Source organism: Microcoleus sp. B7-D4, assembly GCF_036705125.1.
Classification (GTDB): Bacteria; Cyanobacteriota; Cyanobacteriia; order Cyanobacteriales; family Microcoleaceae; genus Microcoleus.
In genome coordinates this window covers 17,291-38,273 of record NZ_JAUBTT010000083.1, presented here as the reverse complement: position 1 = coordinate 38,273, position 20,983 = coordinate 17,291, and the positions used below count along the sequence as shown (strand labels likewise).

At 46.9% G+C, this 20,983-nt stretch carries 12 protein-coding genes; 4 read left to right on the top strand and 8 right to left on the bottom strand.

Going from position 1 to position 20,983, the window contains the following annotated elements; translation table 11 throughout:
• The first annotated feature begins 499 nt into the window (after positions 1-499).
• Together QUB12_RS27770 and QUB12_RS27765 are read left to right on the top strand one after the other, a co-directional pair.
• The gene (locus tag QUB12_RS27770) at positions 500-5,083 is read left to right on the top strand and encodes a CHAT domain-containing protein (RefSeq protein WP_333309335.1); all 4,584 of its coding nucleotides are present in this window, start codon (positions 500-502) and stop codon (positions 5,081-5,083) included.
• Between the two features lie 316 nt (positions 5,084-5,399).
• Positions 5,400-6,407 carry a tellurite resistance TerB family protein gene (locus QUB12_RS27765; RefSeq protein WP_333309333.1) on the top strand — a complete coding sequence of 336 codons (1,008 nt, stop codon included), beginning with the start codon at positions 5,400-5,402 and terminating at the stop codon, positions 6,405-6,407.
• Positions 6,408-6,693: 286 nt separating this feature from the next.
• On the opposite strand, the gene QUB12_RS27760 is transcribed toward QUB12_RS27765, so the two are convergent.
• Positions 6,694-7,257: an RNA-binding protein gene (locus QUB12_RS27760; protein WP_333309331.1), complete on the bottom strand. Its 564-nt coding sequence runs from the start codon at positions 7,255-7,257 to the stop codon at positions 6,694-6,696.
• A gap of 1,117 nt (positions 7,258-8,374) precedes the next feature.
• The gene (locus QUB12_RS27755; protein ID WP_333309329.1) at positions 8,375-10,882 is read right to left on the bottom strand and encodes a zinc metalloprotease HtpX; all 2,508 of its coding nucleotides are present in this window, start codon (positions 10,880-10,882) and stop codon (positions 8,375-8,377) included.
• 372 nt (positions 10,883-11,254) lie between these two features.
• Between QUB12_RS27755 and QUB12_RS27750 the strand changes: the two genes are divergently transcribed.
• Positions 11,255-11,485: a DUF433 domain-containing protein gene (locus QUB12_RS27750; protein WP_242725088.1), complete on the top strand. Its 231-nt coding sequence runs from the start codon at positions 11,255-11,257 to the stop codon at positions 11,483-11,485.
• Between the two features lie 107 nt (positions 11,486-11,592).
• Here the strand turns inward: QUB12_RS27750 and QUB12_RS27745 are convergent, their stop codons facing one another.
• The 4 genes from QUB12_RS27745 to prfC all read right to left on the bottom strand — a co-directional run bounded on the left by QUB12_RS27745 (position 11,593) and on the right by prfC (position 15,307).
• On the bottom strand, positions 11,593-12,039 hold the full coding sequence (locus QUB12_RS27745) for a hypothetical protein (protein ID WP_333309328.1): 447 nt from the start codon (positions 12,037-12,039) through the stop codon (positions 11,593-11,595).
• Positions 12,039-12,170 carry a hypothetical protein gene (locus QUB12_RS27740; protein ID WP_333309326.1) on the bottom strand — a complete coding sequence of 44 codons (132 nt, stop codon included), beginning with the start codon at positions 12,168-12,170 and terminating at the stop codon, positions 12,039-12,041. The genes QUB12_RS27745 and QUB12_RS27740 overlap by 1 nt, the downstream gene beginning before the upstream one ends.
• 472 nt (positions 12,171-12,642) lie before the next feature.
• Positions 12,643-12,912: a hypothetical protein gene (locus QUB12_RS27735; RefSeq protein WP_333309325.1), complete on the bottom strand. Its 270-nt coding sequence runs from the start codon at positions 12,910-12,912 to the stop codon at positions 12,643-12,645.
• A gap of 766 nt (positions 12,913-13,678) precedes the next feature.
• Positions 13,679-15,307, bottom strand: a complete 1,629-nt coding sequence (prfC, locus tag QUB12_RS27730) for a peptide chain release factor 3 (protein ID WP_333309323.1) — start codon at positions 15,305-15,307, stop codon at positions 13,679-13,681.
• 529 nt (positions 15,308-15,836) lie between these two features.
• Here prfC and QUB12_RS27725 point away from each other — a divergent pair.
• A complete protein-coding gene (locus QUB12_RS27725; RefSeq protein ID WP_333146328.1) occupies positions 15,837-16,169 on the top strand; it encodes a DUF4870 domain-containing protein in 333 nt (110 codons plus the stop codon).
• 836 nt (positions 16,170-17,005) lie between these two features.
• Here QUB12_RS27725 and QUB12_RS27720 read toward each other — a convergent pair.
• Together QUB12_RS27720 and QUB12_RS27715 are read right to left on the bottom strand one after the other, a co-directional pair.
• Complete coding sequence (locus QUB12_RS27720; protein ID WP_333146037.1) at positions 17,006-17,179, bottom strand: hypothetical protein; 174 nt, start codon at positions 17,177-17,179, stop codon at positions 17,006-17,008.
• 35 nt (positions 17,180-17,214) lie between these two features.
• Entirely contained in the window at positions 17,215-20,961 is a 3,747-nt protein-coding gene (locus QUB12_RS27715) for a WD40 domain-containing protein (RefSeq protein ID WP_333309322.1), read from the bottom strand.
• Positions 20,962-20,983: the final 22 nt, after the last annotated feature.

Here is a 20,983-nt window from a genome sequence, read left to right as displayed (position 1 = left end):
TTTTAGCTGGCATTTTTGTAGAGATTGACTAAACTCCTTTTTTATTATACCCTATTTAAAGGTACAACAGCTTATTACCATTAAAGCAAAAAACGATATCTCGATCGGCTGTGCTACTTTCTGGTTTTGTTTAGAAACTGTTAGTAGGGATAATGGTTTCATCAAGGCTAATGGGAATAGCGGTAATGTTAGTATCATCAGCGAACAGGGTTCTATTATTTTCCAGACTCCCCGATCTATAGATACGAGTAATAGCGCTTCTGTCGGCATTCCTGGCTCTGTCAATGTACAAGCAAGAGGGAATATTACTTTAGGTGAGATATTAACCTACAGTGAAGACCCTTCACAATCTGATGGTGCAAATATCAATATTACGAGCGTAAATGGAAATATCCAGCTTGGCGAAATCAATAATTCTTCAGACGGCGGTAATAGCGGCAATATTAATCTCTCTACCAGTGGAAATATTATAACAGGTAACGTATTAAACTATGGTAAATTGCAAGGCGGAATTGTTAATTTTACTAGCACCAATGGCGGCATCACTATAGGAAAATTAAATGCAACCAGCTCTCAGGATTCAGGAAATGCTACGATTTTTCTACCGGACAATGGTGGGTCAATTACTTTGAGTGCCGATCGCAATATTACGACTGGCAATCTCACTGTAACGGCGAATCAAAACGGCGGCCCGATCGCACTTACGAGCACTGCCGGTTCCATAAATACCGGAACGATCGATGTCACGGGCGATCGCGCTGCTGGAAATATTACCATTCAAGCCAGCACCGGCATCACAACACCGACAACAGGAACCGCGATTGCAGGTGATTCTGCTAAGGGCAATGGCAGCAATGTTACTTTATCTACTGCCAGCGGTGACATTAATATAGGCGATGTTTTAGTATCGGGAGTTCGGGGCGGAAATCTTAAATTTACTAACAGCAACGGCAATATTACTACAGGTCAGTTATTGACAAGTTATGACGGTTCATCTCCCGGCATTAAAACTAACACAGGCGGCAATGTCAATCTAAATGCTGGGGGAAATATTACTACCAGCGACATCCGGGCGATCGGCAATCAAGACGGCGGCTCAATCACGTTTAAAAGCGGCGGTTCTATAGATACTACCGCCGGAATCATCAACGCGATCGGCGGCAACAACGGCGGCAATATTTCCCTCGAAGCCGCAACCAACATCAGTACGGCAGGAATTGGTAGCGCCCTATTATTAAGCGGGTTCAACGCCAATAGCGGGAATCTTCGCATTCAAAGCGGCGGTAATATCGACACAACAGCAGGCCCAATTATTACCGCTGCAGCAAATGGTAAGGGCGGAGGTATCACCATAAATGCTGGCGGAACAGTTTCGACATCTGATATTAATTCCCGCACTTTCGCTCCCAGTATTACTGTGACTGGTGGCAATATAGATGTCCAGGCAAATGACTCTATTACTGCCAGTGGCAAGATCGAAACCAACCGCAATAACATTACTTTTAACGCTCCGGTAACATTAGGTGATAACCTGTCGGTCAAAATTTTAGAGACGGGCGATATTACTTTTAAGTCTACTGTTGACGGGCCTTACAGTCTGACTGTTCAACCCGATGCCGGAAGTGTTGACTTTGGTGGTGCTGTGGGCAGTGTTGCTCCCCTCAACAGCGTCAATATTCAAGATGATATCCCCGAAAGTCCCGCTGCAATTAACATTATTACTACAAATAATATTACGACCAAAAATATTACCTCACCCGCCGGAATTTCTTTGTTTAGTGAGAACGGAGAAATCACAACTAAAAATCTTGATGCGACTTCCCCTAACACTGGTGGCAATATCGATTTGAATGCTGGAACTAATATTACTGCGGGCGATATCAATACCTCGTCTGCTGGTAATGGCGGCAGTATCTTGCTCGACGCTACCGGAAGTATTACTGTTGGTAAAATTGACTCTTCGGCAAAGGGGAATGCAGGGAATGTCACGGCTTATAACCGCAGCACTTCTGGCAATATTACTGTGAGTCAAATTGATGCTCAGAGTCAGGGCAGCGGTATCGGCGGAAATGTGGAGATTCTGATGGGAATGTTTTTTCGATCGCTCAATTCCTTCACAGACAGAAACGGCATCAATGCTAGCATTTCTACGGCTGGAAGTCCTGGAGATAGCAGCGGCGGTACTATAATTATCCGCCACGGAGGCGCAGGATTAACGCCGTTTATTGTCGGTGATTCTGCCACCAATGGAACGGCGGGTGCAATTACTAGGGGAAATTCTAATCCTATTCAAACAATTTTGCCCGATCGCGAATATCTCTATACTCACAAACAGGATGTCGATCGCATTCAAATTATTTCCGTACCGCCGCCAATAGTTGCACCCACGCCAGCAGCTACTCCCACACCCGCACCCACACCAGCAGCTACTCCAACACCCGCACCCACACCAGCAGCTACTCCAACACCCGCACCCACAGCCGCAGCTACTCCAACACCCGCACCCACAGCCGCAGCTACTCCAACACCCGCACCCACAGCCGCAGCTACTCCAAGGCCCGCACCCACACCCGCAGCTACTCCAACGCCCGCACCGACACCCGCAGCTACTCCAACGCCCGCACCGACACCAGCAGCTACTCCAACGCCTGCACCCACAGCCGCAGCTACTCCAGCGCCTTCCCCAACACCGACTCCAGCGCCCGCACCCACACCCCCACCGCAACTCCCACCACGTTTACCCCTCGCACCTTCGGCAACACCGGAAAGCTCGATCGCACCTGCCCCAACACCGGAAAGCTCGATCGCACCTTCCCCAATTCGCCAAATATTTATCCCACCTGCCCCAATTCCCCAAACTTCGATCGCACCTTCGGCAACACCCGATCCGATACCTGGTTTTCCCATCGACTTCCAACTACCTCAATTGCCCGATTCATTCGTACTGCCACCCCGCGCGCGCCCCACACAGCCCTCAACACCCACAACCCCAAACGCTGCTGCCCGCATAGCTTCGAGGCCTACCCTTCCCTCTGTTTCCCAAATCAACTCCTCCCTCGCCACTCAACCTGCGATCGCCCTTCCACCTTCAAACCCACCAAATCCCTCGCCCACAGCCCCTCTTGCCTCCGTAACCCAGCCTCTAACTCAGATTCAGCCAGCACCTGCAAGTGCGATCGTACCCGCGCCTGTAAGTGCGATCGTACCCGCGCCTGCACCCGTCCCCGCACCCGCTGTCAGCCCCAGCCAAACTCCCCAACAAAATTTAGCTTTTTTAATTGGCGATTTATTGGGTGCTGAAACTTCTTTCGAGCTAAATCCTGAAACTGGAAATACCAGAGTTGGCTTCCAACTAGACAATAATCGACAAATATCGATCGACATACCGCCCGTTGTTGAAACACCCAATCTTACCTTTATCCCAGCTTCAGAAAACCCTCCCGAAAACCCGCCGCAGCTTGGCGCTTCTTCCACCGAACAACCCGACGGATACATAGTCTTAAATCCCCCTCCCGCCGAGACGCCTCTTCCAGAACAACCTGCTGAAAACCCTACTAATTGGTTGGTAAATATTCCCCAAATCTCTCTGCCGCAAATAGAATCACCTCCCGTTAATCCAGTACCCGCACCAACACCAGCACCAGCAACAACTCCAGCGCCCGCACCAACACCAGCCCCAACTCCAACTCCTGCCCCCGCACCAGCGCCAATTCCCGCACCAGCGCCAATTCCCCCTCCGATCGCAGAAAATCCCTTACCCGCAGATATCCCAAATCTCTTTCCCTCACAAATTAGCAGATCGCTCGTCGAACAAACTTTAGACCAAGGCAATGCTAATGATGCTGTTGCCCTAATTGACCAACTCTTTGAACAAGACTACGAAAATTATTATGGGGAAAATTTCACCGATAAAAAAATCAACGTTCAATATCTGAGAGAAACTCTCAAAACAATTAAGGAGGAAACCGGGAAGCAAGCTGTAATTGTTTACGCGATCGTCCGGCTCAAAGAAGTGTCGCTAGTGTTAGTAGTTCCCGACGGCCCTCCGATTCTCAAACAAGCGCCGGTTAACAGCAAAACACTGCTAAAAACTGTGAATCTTTTTCAGGGCTATTTGGCACAGCCACAAAGTTCCCAAGATACAGCATATTTGGAAAACGCGCAGCAACTTTATCAATGGTTAATTGCACCAATATCTAAAGAATTGGAATCGTTAAATATCGATACGCTAATTTTTTCATTCGATGCAGGTTTGCGCCAACTGCCACTATCCGCTTTGCACGACGGCAAGCAATTTCTAGTAGAAAAGTACAGCCTCGGCTCAATTCCCAGTGTCAGCCTGAGTAACACAAAGTATCAAAGTTTGAAAAACGCTCAAGTTTTAGCAATGGGTGCTTCAGAGTTTCCACACACCAAGAAAGAGCGTTTGGCTGCGGTGCCGATCGAATTATCTGCGATCGCCGGGAGGAGAACAGAAACGCAAAATCAAGCAGCATTTCCCTTGTGGCAAGGCCGCTCTTTTCTCAATCAAGAATTTACCCTAGAAAACCTGAGAAAACAGCGAGAACAACAGGCATTTGGAATCGTTCACTTAGCTACTCACGCCAGTTTTCCTCAAGGCGAAAATGGAAGAAAAGAAGCTGAGATTGATTTGTGGGACAGCTCTTTGGCGCTGGATGAATTTAGGTTGGCGAAGTGGTACGATCGCCGACAAGTAGAATTATTAGTGCTGAGTGCGTGCCAAACTGCGATCGGCGACAATACAGCAGAAATGGGATTTGCTGGACTGGCCGTCCGCAGCGGTGTCAAATCAGCGGTAGCGAGTTTGTGGAAAGTTAATGATATCGGCACTTTGGCGTTGATGACCGAGTTTTATGGCAATTTGCGTTCAGCGCCAATTAAAGCTGAAGCCCTCAGAAAAGCTCAACTGGCAATGATCCACAAACAAATTGTAGTAAAAGACGGTCAATTGCGGGGAACTCAAGGCGCGATCGACATTAATCAAGCCACACAAGTAGCAAATGCAGATTTCTCTCACCCGAACTTTTGGGCCGGATTCACAATAATTGGCAGTCCTTGGTAATAGGCGATATTTGTAGGGAAACGGCACGGCGCCATGTCGGGTGCGATATCTGTAGGCAAACAACACGGCCCAGTGTCCGGCGTCCAGAGTATCCCTGACAATCAAGCATCCAGGATACCCGCCACGTGATTCATCCGTCCAGAAATAAAAAACCTGTATCCGATAAAGGAGCCCCCGAATTTATCTCGCGCAAGTCAATGCTTCAATTCTAAAATCTAAAATCTAAAATCTAAAATCTAAAATCGATTGACTACTATCTTTTTATGTCATAAATTTGCTATGAATAGCAAAACTAAACACTAGCGGGGCAAAACCTGTGGGCAAGTTTGATAAAATATTCAATTCAGAAGACCAATCCGAAGCAAGCTTGACTTTAGAAGAATCCGTAGCAGCGGTAGCACTTGTCGCAGCCGAGGCAAATTCCCCTGATACGGATGCTGATATCTTAGAAAGCATACTTTGGGAATCAGAAATATTTGCTGAATACTCGGAAGATGATATGTCAGCAATGTTTCAAAGACTCGCAGGTATTGTCGCCCAAGACGGTTTAGGAGCATTATTTAATACTGCTTGGGAATCTATGCCAGATGAGTTAGTTTTGGATACTTTTGCCATAACCGCAGCAATGTTTGTCGCAGATGGCGAAATATCTCAGAAGCACCAGGCTTTTCTCCAGGAATTCCAGCAAGCATTAGGTGTGGAAGACGAGGAAGCTGCAGAAATTATTGAGGATGTAACTGCTGCTTACTCGGAAGTGGAGGGCGAAGAGTCTGATTTCGATGCGGCATGGTACGTATCTCCTGAAGGCAATTTTAGCGTTCCCATTCCAGTTGACCAGGAACGAGGCGGTAAAATGGATGAGCAAGAAGGCTGTGTCGCATTTTCTGACGACTTTGGCGTTTTGCTGAAAATAGATTATTTCCCTGTTGCTGGTGAAGTGGAAGAAACAATCGAGTCGGTTGGCGAGGAAGCTTATCTCAAGTCTTTTCTCGACAATTTTGTTTCTCAGGCAATTCTTGCTAATGTTCCCAATTCTAAGTTACTCCACGCGGAATATTTAGAAGATGAAGAAGCTTATTTCGTGGTTTTAGATTTGCCGACGGGTGCAACTATCAGCGTGCAAGAAAACGATGGCCCTCTGACTCGGTTGGATGCTTACCGGGGACTTATGGCTTTTATTGCTGACGATTTTTGCTACACGGTAAGCTGTCAGCGCATTTATCAGGAGGGGGATGAATTGGGTTCCCTGGAGTCTGAAGTTGAGGGAATTATGAACAAGATTTTTGGGTTTATTGAGACAATCGAATTCGGGCCGATCGAATAAAGAGGACTTATACCTTTTTCGATTAAAGAATTGGGACTGGTGCGATCGATTGACCGTAAGAACCCGGTAGGGGCGGGTTTTTGAGATTGTCAATTATTGGCGGGTATTGTTGGTGAACCCGCCCCTACCATATTAATGGTAATTGATAGGACATGATATTACAGGTTTTTTTGCAATAAAATAGTGCGATCGACAACAGGGTTTTTTGACCAATTCTCGATCGCACTTCCAGATACATTCAGTCAACCACAGTCGAGAGGTAGCAGCAATTAGCCGCCATTTTCGACTAATTAGTAGTCTGAGCTTCCACCAATCTTTGCTTGAGTTCTTCCAGAGCACTCGCCCAGCGCGGATCTGGCTGCACTGAGCCGGAATCAGGGCTCGACACCGTTGCTGCTGACTGATTGCGGCGAGACTTGTTGTTGTCACCCCGACGGCGATTGCTTTTGCTGGAACCGCCTCCACCTTGGCTAGGGGGAGCCGAGCGCTGCTGTTGCTGTGGCGCAGGCACAGGCATTGGCACAGACGGCGATGCCGACACCAACTGCGGTGACTGCTGCGACTGCTGCTGATCGTCTTCGCCCTTCTCAGATTTACCCTTAGAGCGGGGCAATGCCTTCTCTATTTTCAGCGGGTTTTCTTTGAACATCAAGCCGTTATATTTCTCAATAACTTGGTCGGCTTGTTCGTCGGTTAGCACCGTCACAAAACCGAATCCTCTGCATTTTCCAGTTTTGCGGTCTGTAATTACCTTGGTGGTAACAGATTCGCCCTCCGGTGCAAAAACTTCTTGCAATTCTTGGCGATCGAGTTCCTTCGGTAGATTGCCAACATAAAGACGAATAGACATGAAAAATTCCTCCCGACTTGGATTTTAATTAATTTGCTCGAACAGAATTACCTGAACTCAACTGAATATTGACTTCAGGCAAACACCACATAACCCGAAAATTGGCGCATTCCTCCCACCAACCTTGACAGCTCCCCCACCTTTTAGAACAAAAAGATGATTTACTCTGATAAGGCCGGAACTTAACCGCCGATGCAGAGAGCTTTTAAATCTCAGGTTGTTGTGTAAACTTTTAGTCATCACTCAAATGTTTAGGCTATTGGCTATTCTGTATTACTTGCTTCCGGTTTTGATTCAGAATGTTTATAGCCAGCGCCGTCTAGAAATTTATGTCCAAGGATGTGTCAATTGCAAGCGATCGGAATGCCAATATTCAGTTTAATACAGTGATGGATAAAATGGCTAACATTTTTTCAGCCAGTAATCTTACCTCGCTCCTCATCTCGCTCCTAATGCTGAGAACTACTCACTTACCCGCTATCCCTTAAATCAGGCCCGGCAGAGTCCGAGCATTCTTTAAAGGTATCACAGCCTTGGTAACAGAGCTAGTTATTTAGGAAGATTTCAGTCTGAATTTAACGGAAACCACATCTGAATCACTTTTGAGAATTCATCCGGCACAGCAAAAATAGCGATCGAAAAAAAACAGCCGACAAGCGGCTGGCTGTACTTGCTGTGTTGGGATGTTGACAATTTTTACGCAATGCCTTAAGGGATTTTAGCCAACTGAAGTTATCGCGCTATTTGGTTCAATCCAATTCATGTAAACTAATGTAACAGGCTGCGGGCAAAAAAGCAACTTTTCTTTACGAAGGAAGTTCGGCAACGGATTTTGTAACGGATGTAACGGATGTAACGGATGTAACGGATAGACTGTAGGGTGCGTAGGGAGAAACTCCAGAATCCGATCGCCAATCCCCTGTTTAACTCAACACCGATCGAGGCTGCGCGTTGAGATCGATTCACCTGAGATGTTGCACCTTTCTCAATAAGCTTTTTATGAACAGGCAAGATGCCTGTTCCACAAAGAGTGAATTTTCTTGTGGAACAGGCATCTTGCCTGTTCCTGAGAAAGGTGCAAGATGTGAGATTCACCCCACAATCGGACAACTATTCCTCACCTTGGGCCCTGGATAATGATGTATGCGCCCCAAAAAGCAGCAGCAAAGGCCAAAACCGCAGACCAAATCGGATGTCCGCTGTCACTAACCCTCCCTCCTTGACTGCGGAGACTTTCAAGGTCGATCGCCACAGTAGCACCCCGGCGCAGCCAACCAGTCGCCACAACAGATGTTCCGATCAAATCGCTGGGGCGAGTAGTCTCTTTGAACAAAAATGGCCACAAAGAGCCAATGTAGCCAAACCTCGAAACATAGTGCAACCTCACCAACCCTGTCGCCGTTTGCAAAATCAAATCTTGTCCCAGCCAATTACTCATACCCGATCGACCCAAAAGTTGCCCTTCCAGCCGCACCGGTTCAGCATCCAGCGGCAAACTCTCAGGATTTGACAAAATTTCCGGCAAACTCGGCGAAGCGGTTTCTCGCGGTATAATATCCGGGAAGAAATAATTGATCCGCATCAAAGTACCGATGCTAAATCCGATCGGCAAACAGCCCCAAAGAATAGATCGATCGCCCCAAAGCCAATCCAACTGCCAAATACTCGTCCTCGAAAAAATCCCCCCAATCAGCCAAAGCACCCCGACTATCGCCAAACTCATCGGAATCCCAAAAAACGGCGCACCCTGTAAAAATAGTTTTGAGTCTTTAAATTCGAGTATTGACTTAAACACAGACAATTTTCCTTTCCGGGGCTGTTCTGGCACTCCCGCGTTTGCCAAATCTAACTCTGTCTCCAGTTGCCAGAATTGAGCATAAAGAGCCAACAGCTTCAAACGCTCTCCCAGCAAAGGATGCGCGCGATTAACCGTCAACCAATTGCGCTCGCGATTGCTGACATCCCACAGCAAAATCTGTTCTAGCGGCGCGTGTAATGCAGCAGAACCAAGGGTTACAGCTTGTCCAACACCTACGGGTAACAATAGATCGAAACTTTCGAGGAAAAAGCTAGTTTGTTTTTGCTGTTCGATATTATCAGCAATGCCGATCGCAATTTTACCCAGTGCCCGCGTCAAACCGTTAGGATTACCCGTAATTTCCGCAGCAGTGCGATCGCTAAAATACACTCTGCGGCGCGACAGCCACAACATCGGCCAGCGCAACAACTTATAAATCCCATAACTGGTAGCAGAAATTGCAGCGGCCACAAATTTGACAGCAGAACGAAAAAACTCGATCGTCATTAAATCACACAACCGCTCTTGCCAGTGCGCCACCTGCCAATAGATCAAGTAAGGAATCTGAATCACCAGCAGCGCCAGCGACATCGGCGCAAAATCCCAGTGATAGATATGGCCCAACTCGCGCGCGAAAATAGTGGCAATTTCCTCATCCGTCAACTGTTCCAACAGCCCCCGACTCACAGCAATCCGAGCAAAACGGGGCAAACAGCCGTAACTGAAAGCTACAGGAACATTCAGCGGCAAGAGTTTCAACACCGGCACCGGCATATTTTGCTTCGTACAATAACTTCGCAGTACCCGACTAGCTTCTTTGCTGTGCTTGGATAAAACTGACCCGCGCAGAGTTTCGATGCCGCAAAACAGTTTCAGCAGCGCGTCTATCAGCCAGGGAGACGAGGCCAAAAGCAATCCAAACACCATCTGAACAAACGGAGTTGGATCGCGGTAAAAAAGCTGAATCGGCGCGAAAATAGGCAGTCTACTGAATATGTAAAGCTGAACCAACAGAGAATTAGTGTTTGTCAGCAGGAATTGCAGGACAAACCGGGCGAGGAAAAATAGGGCGATCGCACTTGCAACGGCTTGCAGCCGAAACTCCAGCAACTTCAGCGGTTTGAGCGGGCGCGGGCTTTTCGCGCGCCCTGCTTCGCGCCAAGTGAGTTGGTAAGTATCTGGGCTGGCGACTCCGGGGATATCTGTTGGGGAAGCGGAACTATTTTCGCCACTAATTTCTGCGGTATCCGGTGCGGTTTCTGTAGGGGCGGTGCCCCCGTGCCCGCCCTCTGATGTCGGGCGAATCGGCGGTGTGGGGGGTGGATGTGGCGGGGAAATCGGTTGCGATTTGGCGTTCCCAGGCTCTACAGCCGGCTCTAAAGGTAAAAATCCTGTTTTTTTATCGGCGGTCGGTAGATCGCCCCCAGGCGTTTTTTCCGGCGATTTTGTTCCGGCATCAAAGGCGACAAAGCCTGTTTCGGGGGGAGTTTCTGCGGATTTTGGTTGATTTTCCGGTGGTTTTGGGGGGCGAGGGGGGGTTAATTCTGTTAAAGCGCGATCGGCCCAAGTTTTGACTTGAGGGTTGGGACTTTTGGCGAGGGAAGAGCACAGGGCGATCGCCTTTTTCAGATTACCGGTTGCTTTGTACGCACCCACCAACCCCATCTGCGCGCGGATTCCCGACGGCTGATTAGCTGCGGTTTGGGTAAGGGATTCTAAAAGGGCGATCGCGGTGGGGTAATCCTGCTGTTTCAAAGCTGCTAGCCCAGCCTCTAGAGACTGTTTTGCAGATGAATCCGCCGGATTTGGATTAGTGGGAGGTGCCATGACTGTGCTTTCGCTAGCGTCCTTTCTAAGATAGCTTGGGTGGTCGATCGATAGCTGTTATAACACAACTCTATTTTGCTGTCATTAGTTGCAACTTTTGCCGCAAGGTACTTAAATAATTTCACTAAAATTATTTGTTTCTGAGATATTGCACGATCGCCACGATCCGGCAGGGGTTTAAACCCCTGCCTCAAAGCTAAAGTCCTCTAAAAGAGGACTGAAGAATTATGTCAATTTGTGGTTAAATACTTCCTTGCTCTTTTAGTCTCGCGTTGCGCGGACTTTGTTTGTGTAGACGCGATTTCAATCGCCAGGTTTTAATCTCTATTTTTTGATGCTAAAATTGAAAACAGTAGCTAAAGGAAAAATGCCATGTCAGAACAAGACATCGCTAAGATAATTACTATCGAACCGGGTAAGCGAGGTGGTAAACCTTGTATTCGAGGTATGAGAATTACGGTTTATGACGTGTTGGAATATCTCGCTTCTGGGATGACTTATCAAGAAATCCTAGAGGATTTTCCCTATCTCACGCAACAGGATATTTTAGCTTGCTTGAGTTTCGCTGCGAAACGAGAGCAGTTTATGTTAGTTGTTGGGTGATGAAACTACTAAAGAAACCGGGTTTTTAGCCGAATCTACGAATCACAACGAATATTATCTAAAAAACCCGGTTTCTAGGCCCATACCTCAGCCCTAAGAATTGACGCTTAAGTTGACGGCGCATAATTCTTGCTCTTTTCCGATTCTAAGTATTGCTTGTAAGCCACTTCATCGCCACCAAAAGAATCGATCGATACCTGTCGTTTCGGCATCGATTTCAGAGGAGCAGCGATCGGGTTGTACCGACAGTAACACATCACAATTACGTCATACTCGCTCATCGGAGTTGGAATATCAGGCGTGTATGTTTGCACCCGCACAACTTCCCAATCGCTGACGCGATAATGAGTATTGTGCGCGTGCTCGTTTGGATCGTGTTCTGACTCCACCCGCACAAATTCTACAGGGCGATATCCCGGTTCAGGAATCGGTTCCTCAGAAGAATCCCAGTTTTCTGCAATGATAAAAGTTAGAGCTTGGCTGTGTTGGAGTTTTCTCTGTCTCCAGCCTTCATCTTCACCTGACTCAGCCTGAAAAATAATGTATTTTTGCATCACTCTTCCTCCTTTTCTTCGATATAGTTGGGAAATTTTGTTTTCCCTTTGAACACGCAATCAACTTCAAAAATGTACTTATTTTCGATTTCCTCAATGTCGATTAGTTTCCAGCCATACTTCTTTTGCATATCCCGGCATTTCTGCGGGTTGGTGGCGCTGTGTCGGGATATCTCCTGCTCTGAATCGTAGCGCAGCCACCTATTGAGAGCGTTATTTGTGATTATTAATATAGCTATTTTGTTGGCTCTACAACATTGGAGAAGTCGTCTTGACGCGGTGTTTGCGGCACTGCGTCAAGGCGCATCTTTAGAGTTGATTTATTTTATGATAAGACCACATCATGCTTTAATACCCTCTTTATTCCAAGGCTTTCACTGTTGTAGGATTGACGGACTCCGACCAAAGAAACCGGGTTTTTGGCCGAATCTACGCATCACAACCAACTATTCTGGAAAAAACCCGGTTTCTAGCCACCCGTGCGTCAGTCCTCAAAGAAACCGGGTTTTTGGCCGAATCTACGCATCACAACGAAGTATTCGGGAAAAAACCCGGTTTCTGGCCATCCATGCTTAAGCCCTAATAAGAACTTAACCTTGCAGCTTACCGCCCAGATTTTCTCGGCGGTGCACTGTCAGCCCGCTTCCGACGGATCAGCACGCTCATCACCTGCTTCGGATTAGCGGCACGCTGTACGGGACTCCAATCGCCCACTTCTGCAAATCCCAGCCGGTACAAAGTCAGTATGGTTTCCCTGACACCCTTGGGCGAACCGACAACCGTTAACAGCACCACTTCCTGTTCGCATACTGCTGCTGAGTCGTCATTTGGGCATTGGGATTTGTTGTCGTCAGGCACGAATTCCTGTGACATAATATGTTCTCCTGGTTTTGGGTTTTCTAGAAAAACCCAAAAACCCAGCCGCCCCGCATTTCAAGACATAGCAGGGCGGCTACAGAGAATGTTAAGATTCTCGGAGCCTCCAGACTGCTGATTCCAGTTTGGCGGTTATGCTGTCCATTGCTGCTACCAACAGCTTTGGGCAGTGCAACTAGATTTTTGGGCGACGCGGGCTGCCTCCTCTACAAGCAAAGCAACCTCTCACTTCAAAGCGTAGCCGCAGATGGGGGCCGCCGTCAATCCATTTTGGATTTTAGATTTTGGATTTTGGATTGACAATCGGGATTGAGAGGTTTTGGGCCGGGCTGAGGATTTAGATTTGACGCACCTTACTCGATTAAGCAGGCGGGATTGAGTACAGGGCAGTGCCTTTTTCCTACAAATCTTACAATAAATATCATTGGTAGGGACACAACACTGTTGTGTCCTTTGTCTGTGGTAATGACGGTTTTTGTTAATAACAATCCCGATTTTTTAGAGGATGCGGCAGTGCCCATTGGTGTCAATTTAACGTTAAACCCGCACTTCGAGAGTCCGACAGTCCGACAGGGGTTGAAACCCCTGTCTCAAAGCGAAAGTCCTCTAAAGAGGACTGAGAAAAATACTTTTAAACTCATTAGTCCTCTTTAGAGGACTTTCACTATTAGCCAGGGAATTCATTCCCTGGCGGACTGGCGGACTAAGAGATTAAGTTGACACTAATGGGCAATGCCGTTTCCCTACAAACCAACTATCCCCCTCACTCCTCGCTAACAGCCAAACCAGAAACCACAGGGGCGATCGCATTTAACTTCAACACAGGATGATCCCCTTCCACTTGTCGGCAATTCCACTCATTCCTAAACAGCAAAACCGGCCTTCCCCAAGTATCTTTCACCGTCACCGTATTAAACAGCCGCCCAACTTTTTCCAGCGCCTGCCAACCGCCGTCAACCCAACGAGCTACACTGTAAGGCAACATATCGATCGTCGTTTCCACATTATATTCCGACTGCATTCTGAACTGCACAACTTCAAATTGCAACTGTCCGACAGCCGCCAAAATTGGCTCGCGTTTCGACTCATCAACCGAGTACATAATTTGCACTGCGCCTTCTTCCTGCAACTCAGAAACGCCTTTGCGGAACTGCTTAAACTTAGAAGGATTGGGATTTCTCAAAAAAGCAAAAAGTTCAGGAGAAAAACAGGGAATCCCTTCATATTCCAGTTTTTGCCCGGTGTAAATAGTATCCCCGATCGCAAATACACCCGGATTGTTCAAACCGATCACATCGCCCGGATACGCAACCTCGATCGACTCGCGATCCTGAGCAAATAACTTTTGAGGCCTTGACAAACGCACCGTTTTACCACTGCGAGCGTGAGTCACGTTCATGTCCTTTTCAAACTTGCCCGTACAAACCCGAATAAACGCCACGCGATCGCGGTGTCTTGGGTCCATATTCGCTTGCAATTTAAACACAAACCCGGTAAAATCTTCATAAGTTGGGGGCAAATCTCCGGCGCTGCTCTTGCGGGCGATCGGCTTCATAGCGTAATCTAAAAACGCATCTAAAAACAGTTCTACCCCAAAATTGCTCATCGCGCTGCCAAAGAAAACTGGTGTCATTTTTCCAGCCCGAACCAAGTCTAAATCGAGTTCAGTTCCCAACTCATCCAGCAGTTCCAACTCTTCTTTGAGCTGATAGTAAAGGTCTTGTTCCAACAAATCTTCAATGCGCGGATCGCCCAATTCGATGACGGTATCAACAGCAGCACGAGAACCGTGTTTAGCCCGCTCGAATAAGTGAATTTTGCGCGCCCTGCGATCGAAAACACCTTTAAAACGATCGCCCGTACCTATGGGCCAATTTACCGGATAAGTCTGCAACCCCAATTCCTTCTCAATTTCGTCCAACAAATCCAAAGGTTCTCTGCTAGGGCGATCGAGCTTATTAAAGAAAGTAAAAATAGGCAGACTTCGCAGCTTACAAACTTCAAATAACTTCCGAGTTTGCGGTTCCAAACCCTTAGCAGCATCCTCAAGCATCACTGCATTGTCAGCCGCCGCCAGAGTTCGATAAGTATCTTCGCTAAAATCTTGGTGTCCCGGAGTATCGAGCAGATTAATGTGATATTTTTTATACTCAAACTGCAAAACAGTAGAAGTAATAGAAATTCCCCGCTGCTGTTCCATCGCCATCCAGTCAGACGTAGCGTGTCGCTGAGCCCGCCGCGCTTTCACAGAACCTGCTTCGTGAATTGCACCTCCGTACAGCAGCAGCTTTTCTGTCAAAGTAGTTTTTCCCGCGTCGGGGTGCGAGATAATAGCAAAGTTGCGCCGGCGCTCAACAGCAGTTAGCAGTTCAGTTTCGAGTTCTGTTGTCATCAAAAAAAATCCGTAAGTGGGAACTCAGTCCCTTTAGGGCTGAGAGGGAAACGGCTCGGCGGTTTCAACCGCCGTGAATCTTTCCATTACAGGGGGATTGCTTAATTCGGTGTACTTTTGTAATGTACTTTCAGTGGGACAATTACCACCTCAAACCTCGCAACCCGCTCACGCATAATGTTTGCTCTTTCGAGCCTCCCTTTCGGGGTAATGTTCGCCTCGCCAAGGTTATAAGAGCTTGTTAGGCTTGCAACACTGTTTCAGTGACCTTAAAACTGTTTAATTGCAAGCGACAGAGCAGGGAACTGGCGTCGCATTCGCCTGGTGTCGTGACTCAAATAACGTAGTCAATTAAGACTTAGGCTGGTCAGTACAGCTTGCTTGATTACTTTTACAAGCTCAGTCCCTTTAGGGCTGGGTTACTGACCACAAATTAGGTAGGGGAATCATCACCCGATCGCCATTATAGCCTGTGCTACAGTTGCTATTAAAGGTAAAATTATCAATAAAGTCAAGGAACAAAAATAATATGTACGACTCCGACAAGCGAAAGCTGCTATCACTGGTGTGCCACGGGGCGATTTTTTTCAGCACGTTACTGTTCTCGATCGGAGCGCCGATCGCTGTATTGTTAGTATCAGATGACCCCGTTGTCAAAGAAAACGCCACAGAAGCCATCAATTTTCACTTTAATGTATGGCTGTACGCTCTGATTCTGGTGCCGCTATCTTTTTTGACATTGGGTTTGGCTGGCTTAATCGGTTTCGTACTACACTGGGGACTGACAATAATGGCTATTCTCCACATTTTGCAAGATCCTAACCAACCTTACCGCTACCCTTTTATTTTCCGAATAGTTTAGACAACGAATCGCGCTTCACTATCTATTTCAAAAACCCGATTTTTTGAAAAAACCGGGTTTTTAATTATTTTATAACTCAAGACGCTTGGGTTAGTGCTAAAAAAACAGATCGTGCGTAGGTTGGGCACGAGTGAACGAACCCTCCGTTTTACTCCGCCCAACATTTTCGCTATAATTTTCCACGGGCCCAAGCGTATTGAATTATCGAAAGCTTTTTAACCATTCATATTTGGCGTTACCATAGGCTTCTCTTGCCAGCAATCCGTCTGCACCGCGTCTGGATCGCTATAATCGCCATCGCGATAATATCTTTGAGTAAGTGTGCTTTACTTCTTTCTATTCTTGGGCCCTTCAAACTGGCAAAATGTTCTAAAAAACTGGCATTTCAAATATTCATTGAAGACCAGGAATCTGTTTGTTTTTGTTGGAAACTTACAGCTTTACTAAAACCTATTGCCCTTGATATTCCCACTAAAATACAACAAAATACATTGAAATTTAGTCGGATTTAACTGTAGCATATTTTGCGTTAAAGTTAAGATGCGTTTAGCCTGCGCCGGGAGGGTGACATAATGTCTAAGGCTCCATCTAACAATAGTCCGGACAGTTTTCAATCACTAACGGCAGAATGCGGGTTTCAACCTTCTCAGTGAGGTCAAATGCTAACGGTAGAATGAGGGTTTCAGCCTCGGTCTCAAAAACTGTCCGGAGTATTGATCTAAGGAATGAGAATTAAATAACTTACACAAGTTTGTGGGGAGTAGGGGATGGGCGTCCCGCCCGCCCTTTTTGGACGGGCGGGACGCCCATCCCACCATAACAATTAAAATTGTAAGTTATTTAATTCGCGATCCTAAATACGTGACTCGATATGCCGAAGTATCGCCATTTGTAGTGAGCAAGGCTTCATATTGCTCCCAGTTAACGCGATCGGTAATGTAGTGGCATTCAGGATCTTGGCGTTGGATCCCTTGTTGGTCAAGTAGCGCGTTGAGCTCGCTTGTGAACATTAGTATTACCTGCTTTAGGTGGTCTTCATTCTAATTTACTGAAGGCGATCGCACAAATGTCTATCCTCCTCCTTCACATCGGCATTTGTTCGCAAATAATCGCGCACGCGATCGCAACCATCAGCCAACAAATCCACTTTCAAAACTCGCTCCACATTCCACAAAATCAGCGTATTATCCTCACCGACAGAAGCCACAAACGATCCATCCCCACTATACGCTACCCCCCGAATCGCCGCAGAATTACCTCGGATCGTCGTTAATTCCGTACCGTCAAGCTTCCAAAACTTCAGCGTATTGTCTACACTACCAGAAGCAATAATATTACCATCCGGGCTAAACGCCACCCCCCATACCGCGGCCAGATGACCTTCGAGAGTTCTCAGTAACTTACCATCCACAGTCCAAAGCTTAATCGTATTGTCCCCGCTGCCAGAAGCCAGAAATTTACCGTCAGGGCTAAACGCCACCCTCCACACAGCAGCAGTATGACCTTGAAAAGTTCGTAGGGGCAGTGCCCCCGTGCCTGCCCCATCCAGCTTCCACAACTTCACAGTACCATCCCCTCCTGCCGAGGCAATTAGCTGACCGTCAGGGCTAAATACCACCTGCCAAATAGGAGCATGATGTCCTGTCATAATAGTATGCAATAAAGTACCGTCGGGCCGCCAAAGCTTGATAGTATTATCTTGACTTCCAGAAGCAAGAATTTGACCGTCAGGACTGAAAGCCAATGCAAAAACCGTAGTATTATGACCTACCAAAGTTGCGATCGCTTTTCCGTTTCGAGTCCAGATATTCACCTTATTATCATTTCTGCCAGAAGCAATTAACTTGCCATCGCCACTCATGGCAACAGCATAAATCGCAGCGTTTTCTACAGTGAAAGTCCTCAACAATTTACCTTGCCGACTCCAAAGCTTAGTCGTGCCATCCTCGCTGCCTGTAGCAATTGTAGAACTATCCGAACTCAGTGCGATCGCCCAAATCCCGGCTTTATGTGCAGTAATCATCGTCCGCAATGGATTTTGACGCCACAGCCGCACCGTATTTTCTGCACCCGCCGAAGCAATAAAACTGCCGTCTGGGCTCCAAGCTATCCCCCAAATCCCAGCAGTGTGACCTCTCAATGTCGTCCATTCTGTTCCGTCAACATTCCAGAGTTTTACAGTTTGATCGCGACTTGCAGAAGCAAGAGTCTGACCATCTGGACTGAAAACAACTCCCGATACTACAGCAGAATGACCTTCAAGCGTTCGTAGGGGCAGCGCCCCCGTGCCTGGCCCATTAACTGTCCAGAGTTTCACCGTTTTGTCTCCACTTGCTGAAGCCACAATCTGACCGTCTGGACTAAACGCCGCTGCAGATACCACAGAAGTATGACCCCGGAAAGTTCGTAGGGGCAGTGCCCCCGTGCCTGCCCCGTCTTTGTTCCAGAGTTTCAGCGTTTTGTCTCCACTTGCCGTAACAATAGTCTGACCGTCTGGACTGAAAGCCACTGAGGTTACCCCAGCAGTATGACCCTGGAGAGTTCGTAGGGGCAGTGCCCCCGTGCCTGCCCCGTCTTTGTTCCAGAGTTTCACCGTTTTGTCCATGCTGGCAGAGGCAATTGTTTGACCGTCGGGACTAAACGCCACTGTCCAGATACCAGCAGTATGACCCTGAAAAGTTCGTAGGGGCAGTGCCCCCGTGCCTGCCCTATCGAGTTTCCAAAGTTTTACAGTTCCATCATCACTTCCAGAAGCAATAAACTGACCGTCCGGGCTAAATTTGACAGACCGAACGATCGCCTGATGACCTTTGAGTGTTGCTATTTCCGTTCCGTCCCGCCGCCACAGTTTAATAGTTTTATCCACACTTGTTGAAGCAATAAACTTACTGTCCCGACTAATATCAATTCCAATAGCAGCCGCTTTATGTCCCGATAAACGGTTGTATTCAACCCCTTCATAAACCGCTTGACGCAATACATCGATCACTCGATGTTCAATATTTTTATCTTTATTGCCTAAGTTTTGTAGTCGGCGCTTAGCTTTAATTGCTTCTATTAGTGCATCCAATCGGCGATTAGAGGCAAACAGTCCCTCCGAGGAAGAAACCAGCGCTTCAATTTCACTCATCCGAGCTTCGCGCTCACTAATGACGGCTCGGCGATACTGAAAATAACTTGTTACTCCTAAAGCACCGGCAAGCAGCAGTGCAATACTAACAGAAAATAGTAAGCGCCTCTGTCGTTTCGCTGCTTTTTTTTCTTGAATTAATCGCATTTGTTCCTCGGCCAGCCGCGCTTCCACTTCTTTGGTGCGTTCTGCTTCTAAAGCTTGTTGAACTTCTCGCCTATCTAGTTCGGCACTAGCAGCTAAGAACTGATAGTCAAGGTTACTCAAGCTTTTTTCCTGCGCCCAGATTTGACCATCTTTTAAGGCTTGTCCCCGCAAAAGTCGGGAAAAATCTGTTTGTTGTGAAGCAACCCAAGCATCGAAGGTTTGCGAGTAGGGGCGCAGTTGCCCTAATTGCTTCTCTACCCATTCGAGGTTAAAAACTTCAGCATAAATCCTGTTTCTCACCTGTAAATAACCATTATTTTTGACCACTAATCCCGATAATAATAGTTCAATTTGTTCTGGTGAGTCATCAGTTGATACCCCTCCGGCTATTTGGCTCAAAGGTAGAAATCTTTCATTTCCTTGTAGGGGCAATTCTCCTGTAGTTGCCCTATAAAGATTTGGGTCAGGCACGGGAGTGCTGCCCCTATAGTCCTCTTCAAAGCCCCACAATGAAACAGATCCGCTGGCTAAAGGGGGGTTAGATTGTAAAATTTGCTGGTAGATGCCGAGTAATCTGCCCGCGCGTTGTTCGTTGCGAATAATCCGCTCCTTTATGGTTTTTAAATGTTCCGGCTCATCCTGAGATTCCCAGTTATTAATGATATTTTCTCGCACTAAACGATCTACCCAAAACTCTTCTGTTCCTGCTGGAATTGTTACTACTTTTTGCGGTGTAGTTTTAGTTGCTATGTAGGCTAAATAGCACAGTTTTTGCGTAAGAAATGGCTGCCCTGAAGTCCAAGCCAAAATCTGTTGGATAATAGCTTGATAATTATTGACTACACTTGCTAATCCCGCCGCTAATGGCTGGGCTTCTTCTAGTTCAAAACCTCGTAAATTTATGGCTCGCCCAATATTAAAAGGAGTTCGTTTTTTATCAACAATTAAATCGCTAGGTGTTGCTACTCCAAATATTGCAAAACTAATACGATTATATGCTGGATTAATTGAGCGTTGATTATAGCAAAAGCGAATTAGGGCAAAAAAATCATCGACAGGGAACTCTAGACTGAGAACACTGTCAATTTCATCAATAAATATAATAATTTTTTTGTCAGGAAACTTGGATAACAAAATATCTTCAATAAAATGACTCAATCTTTGCAGGAATGATAAATCTTCTTCATCACGCCACCAGGTTTTTAGGTTAACTTGCCCTAAAAGATTGAAGCCGCGCCACAGTTCACCAATCATCCCTTTATACCACTGTAAAGGAGTGATATTTTCACTGCCGATGCGGGTCATGTCGATCGTGCTGCATAGAAATCCCTCAGCTTGCAATCGGTGTAAGGTGCGGACTAATAGAGAAGATTTTCCCATTTGCCGCGAATTGAGTACATAACAAAATTCGCCGGCTTTTAAGGCTTCATAGAGTTCGGAATCTGCTTGTCTTACTACGTAGGTAGGCGCATTATTGGCAAGGCTGCCGCCGATTTGGTATTGGTAATTATTCATGTTTGTGAGTTCAGGGTTTTTG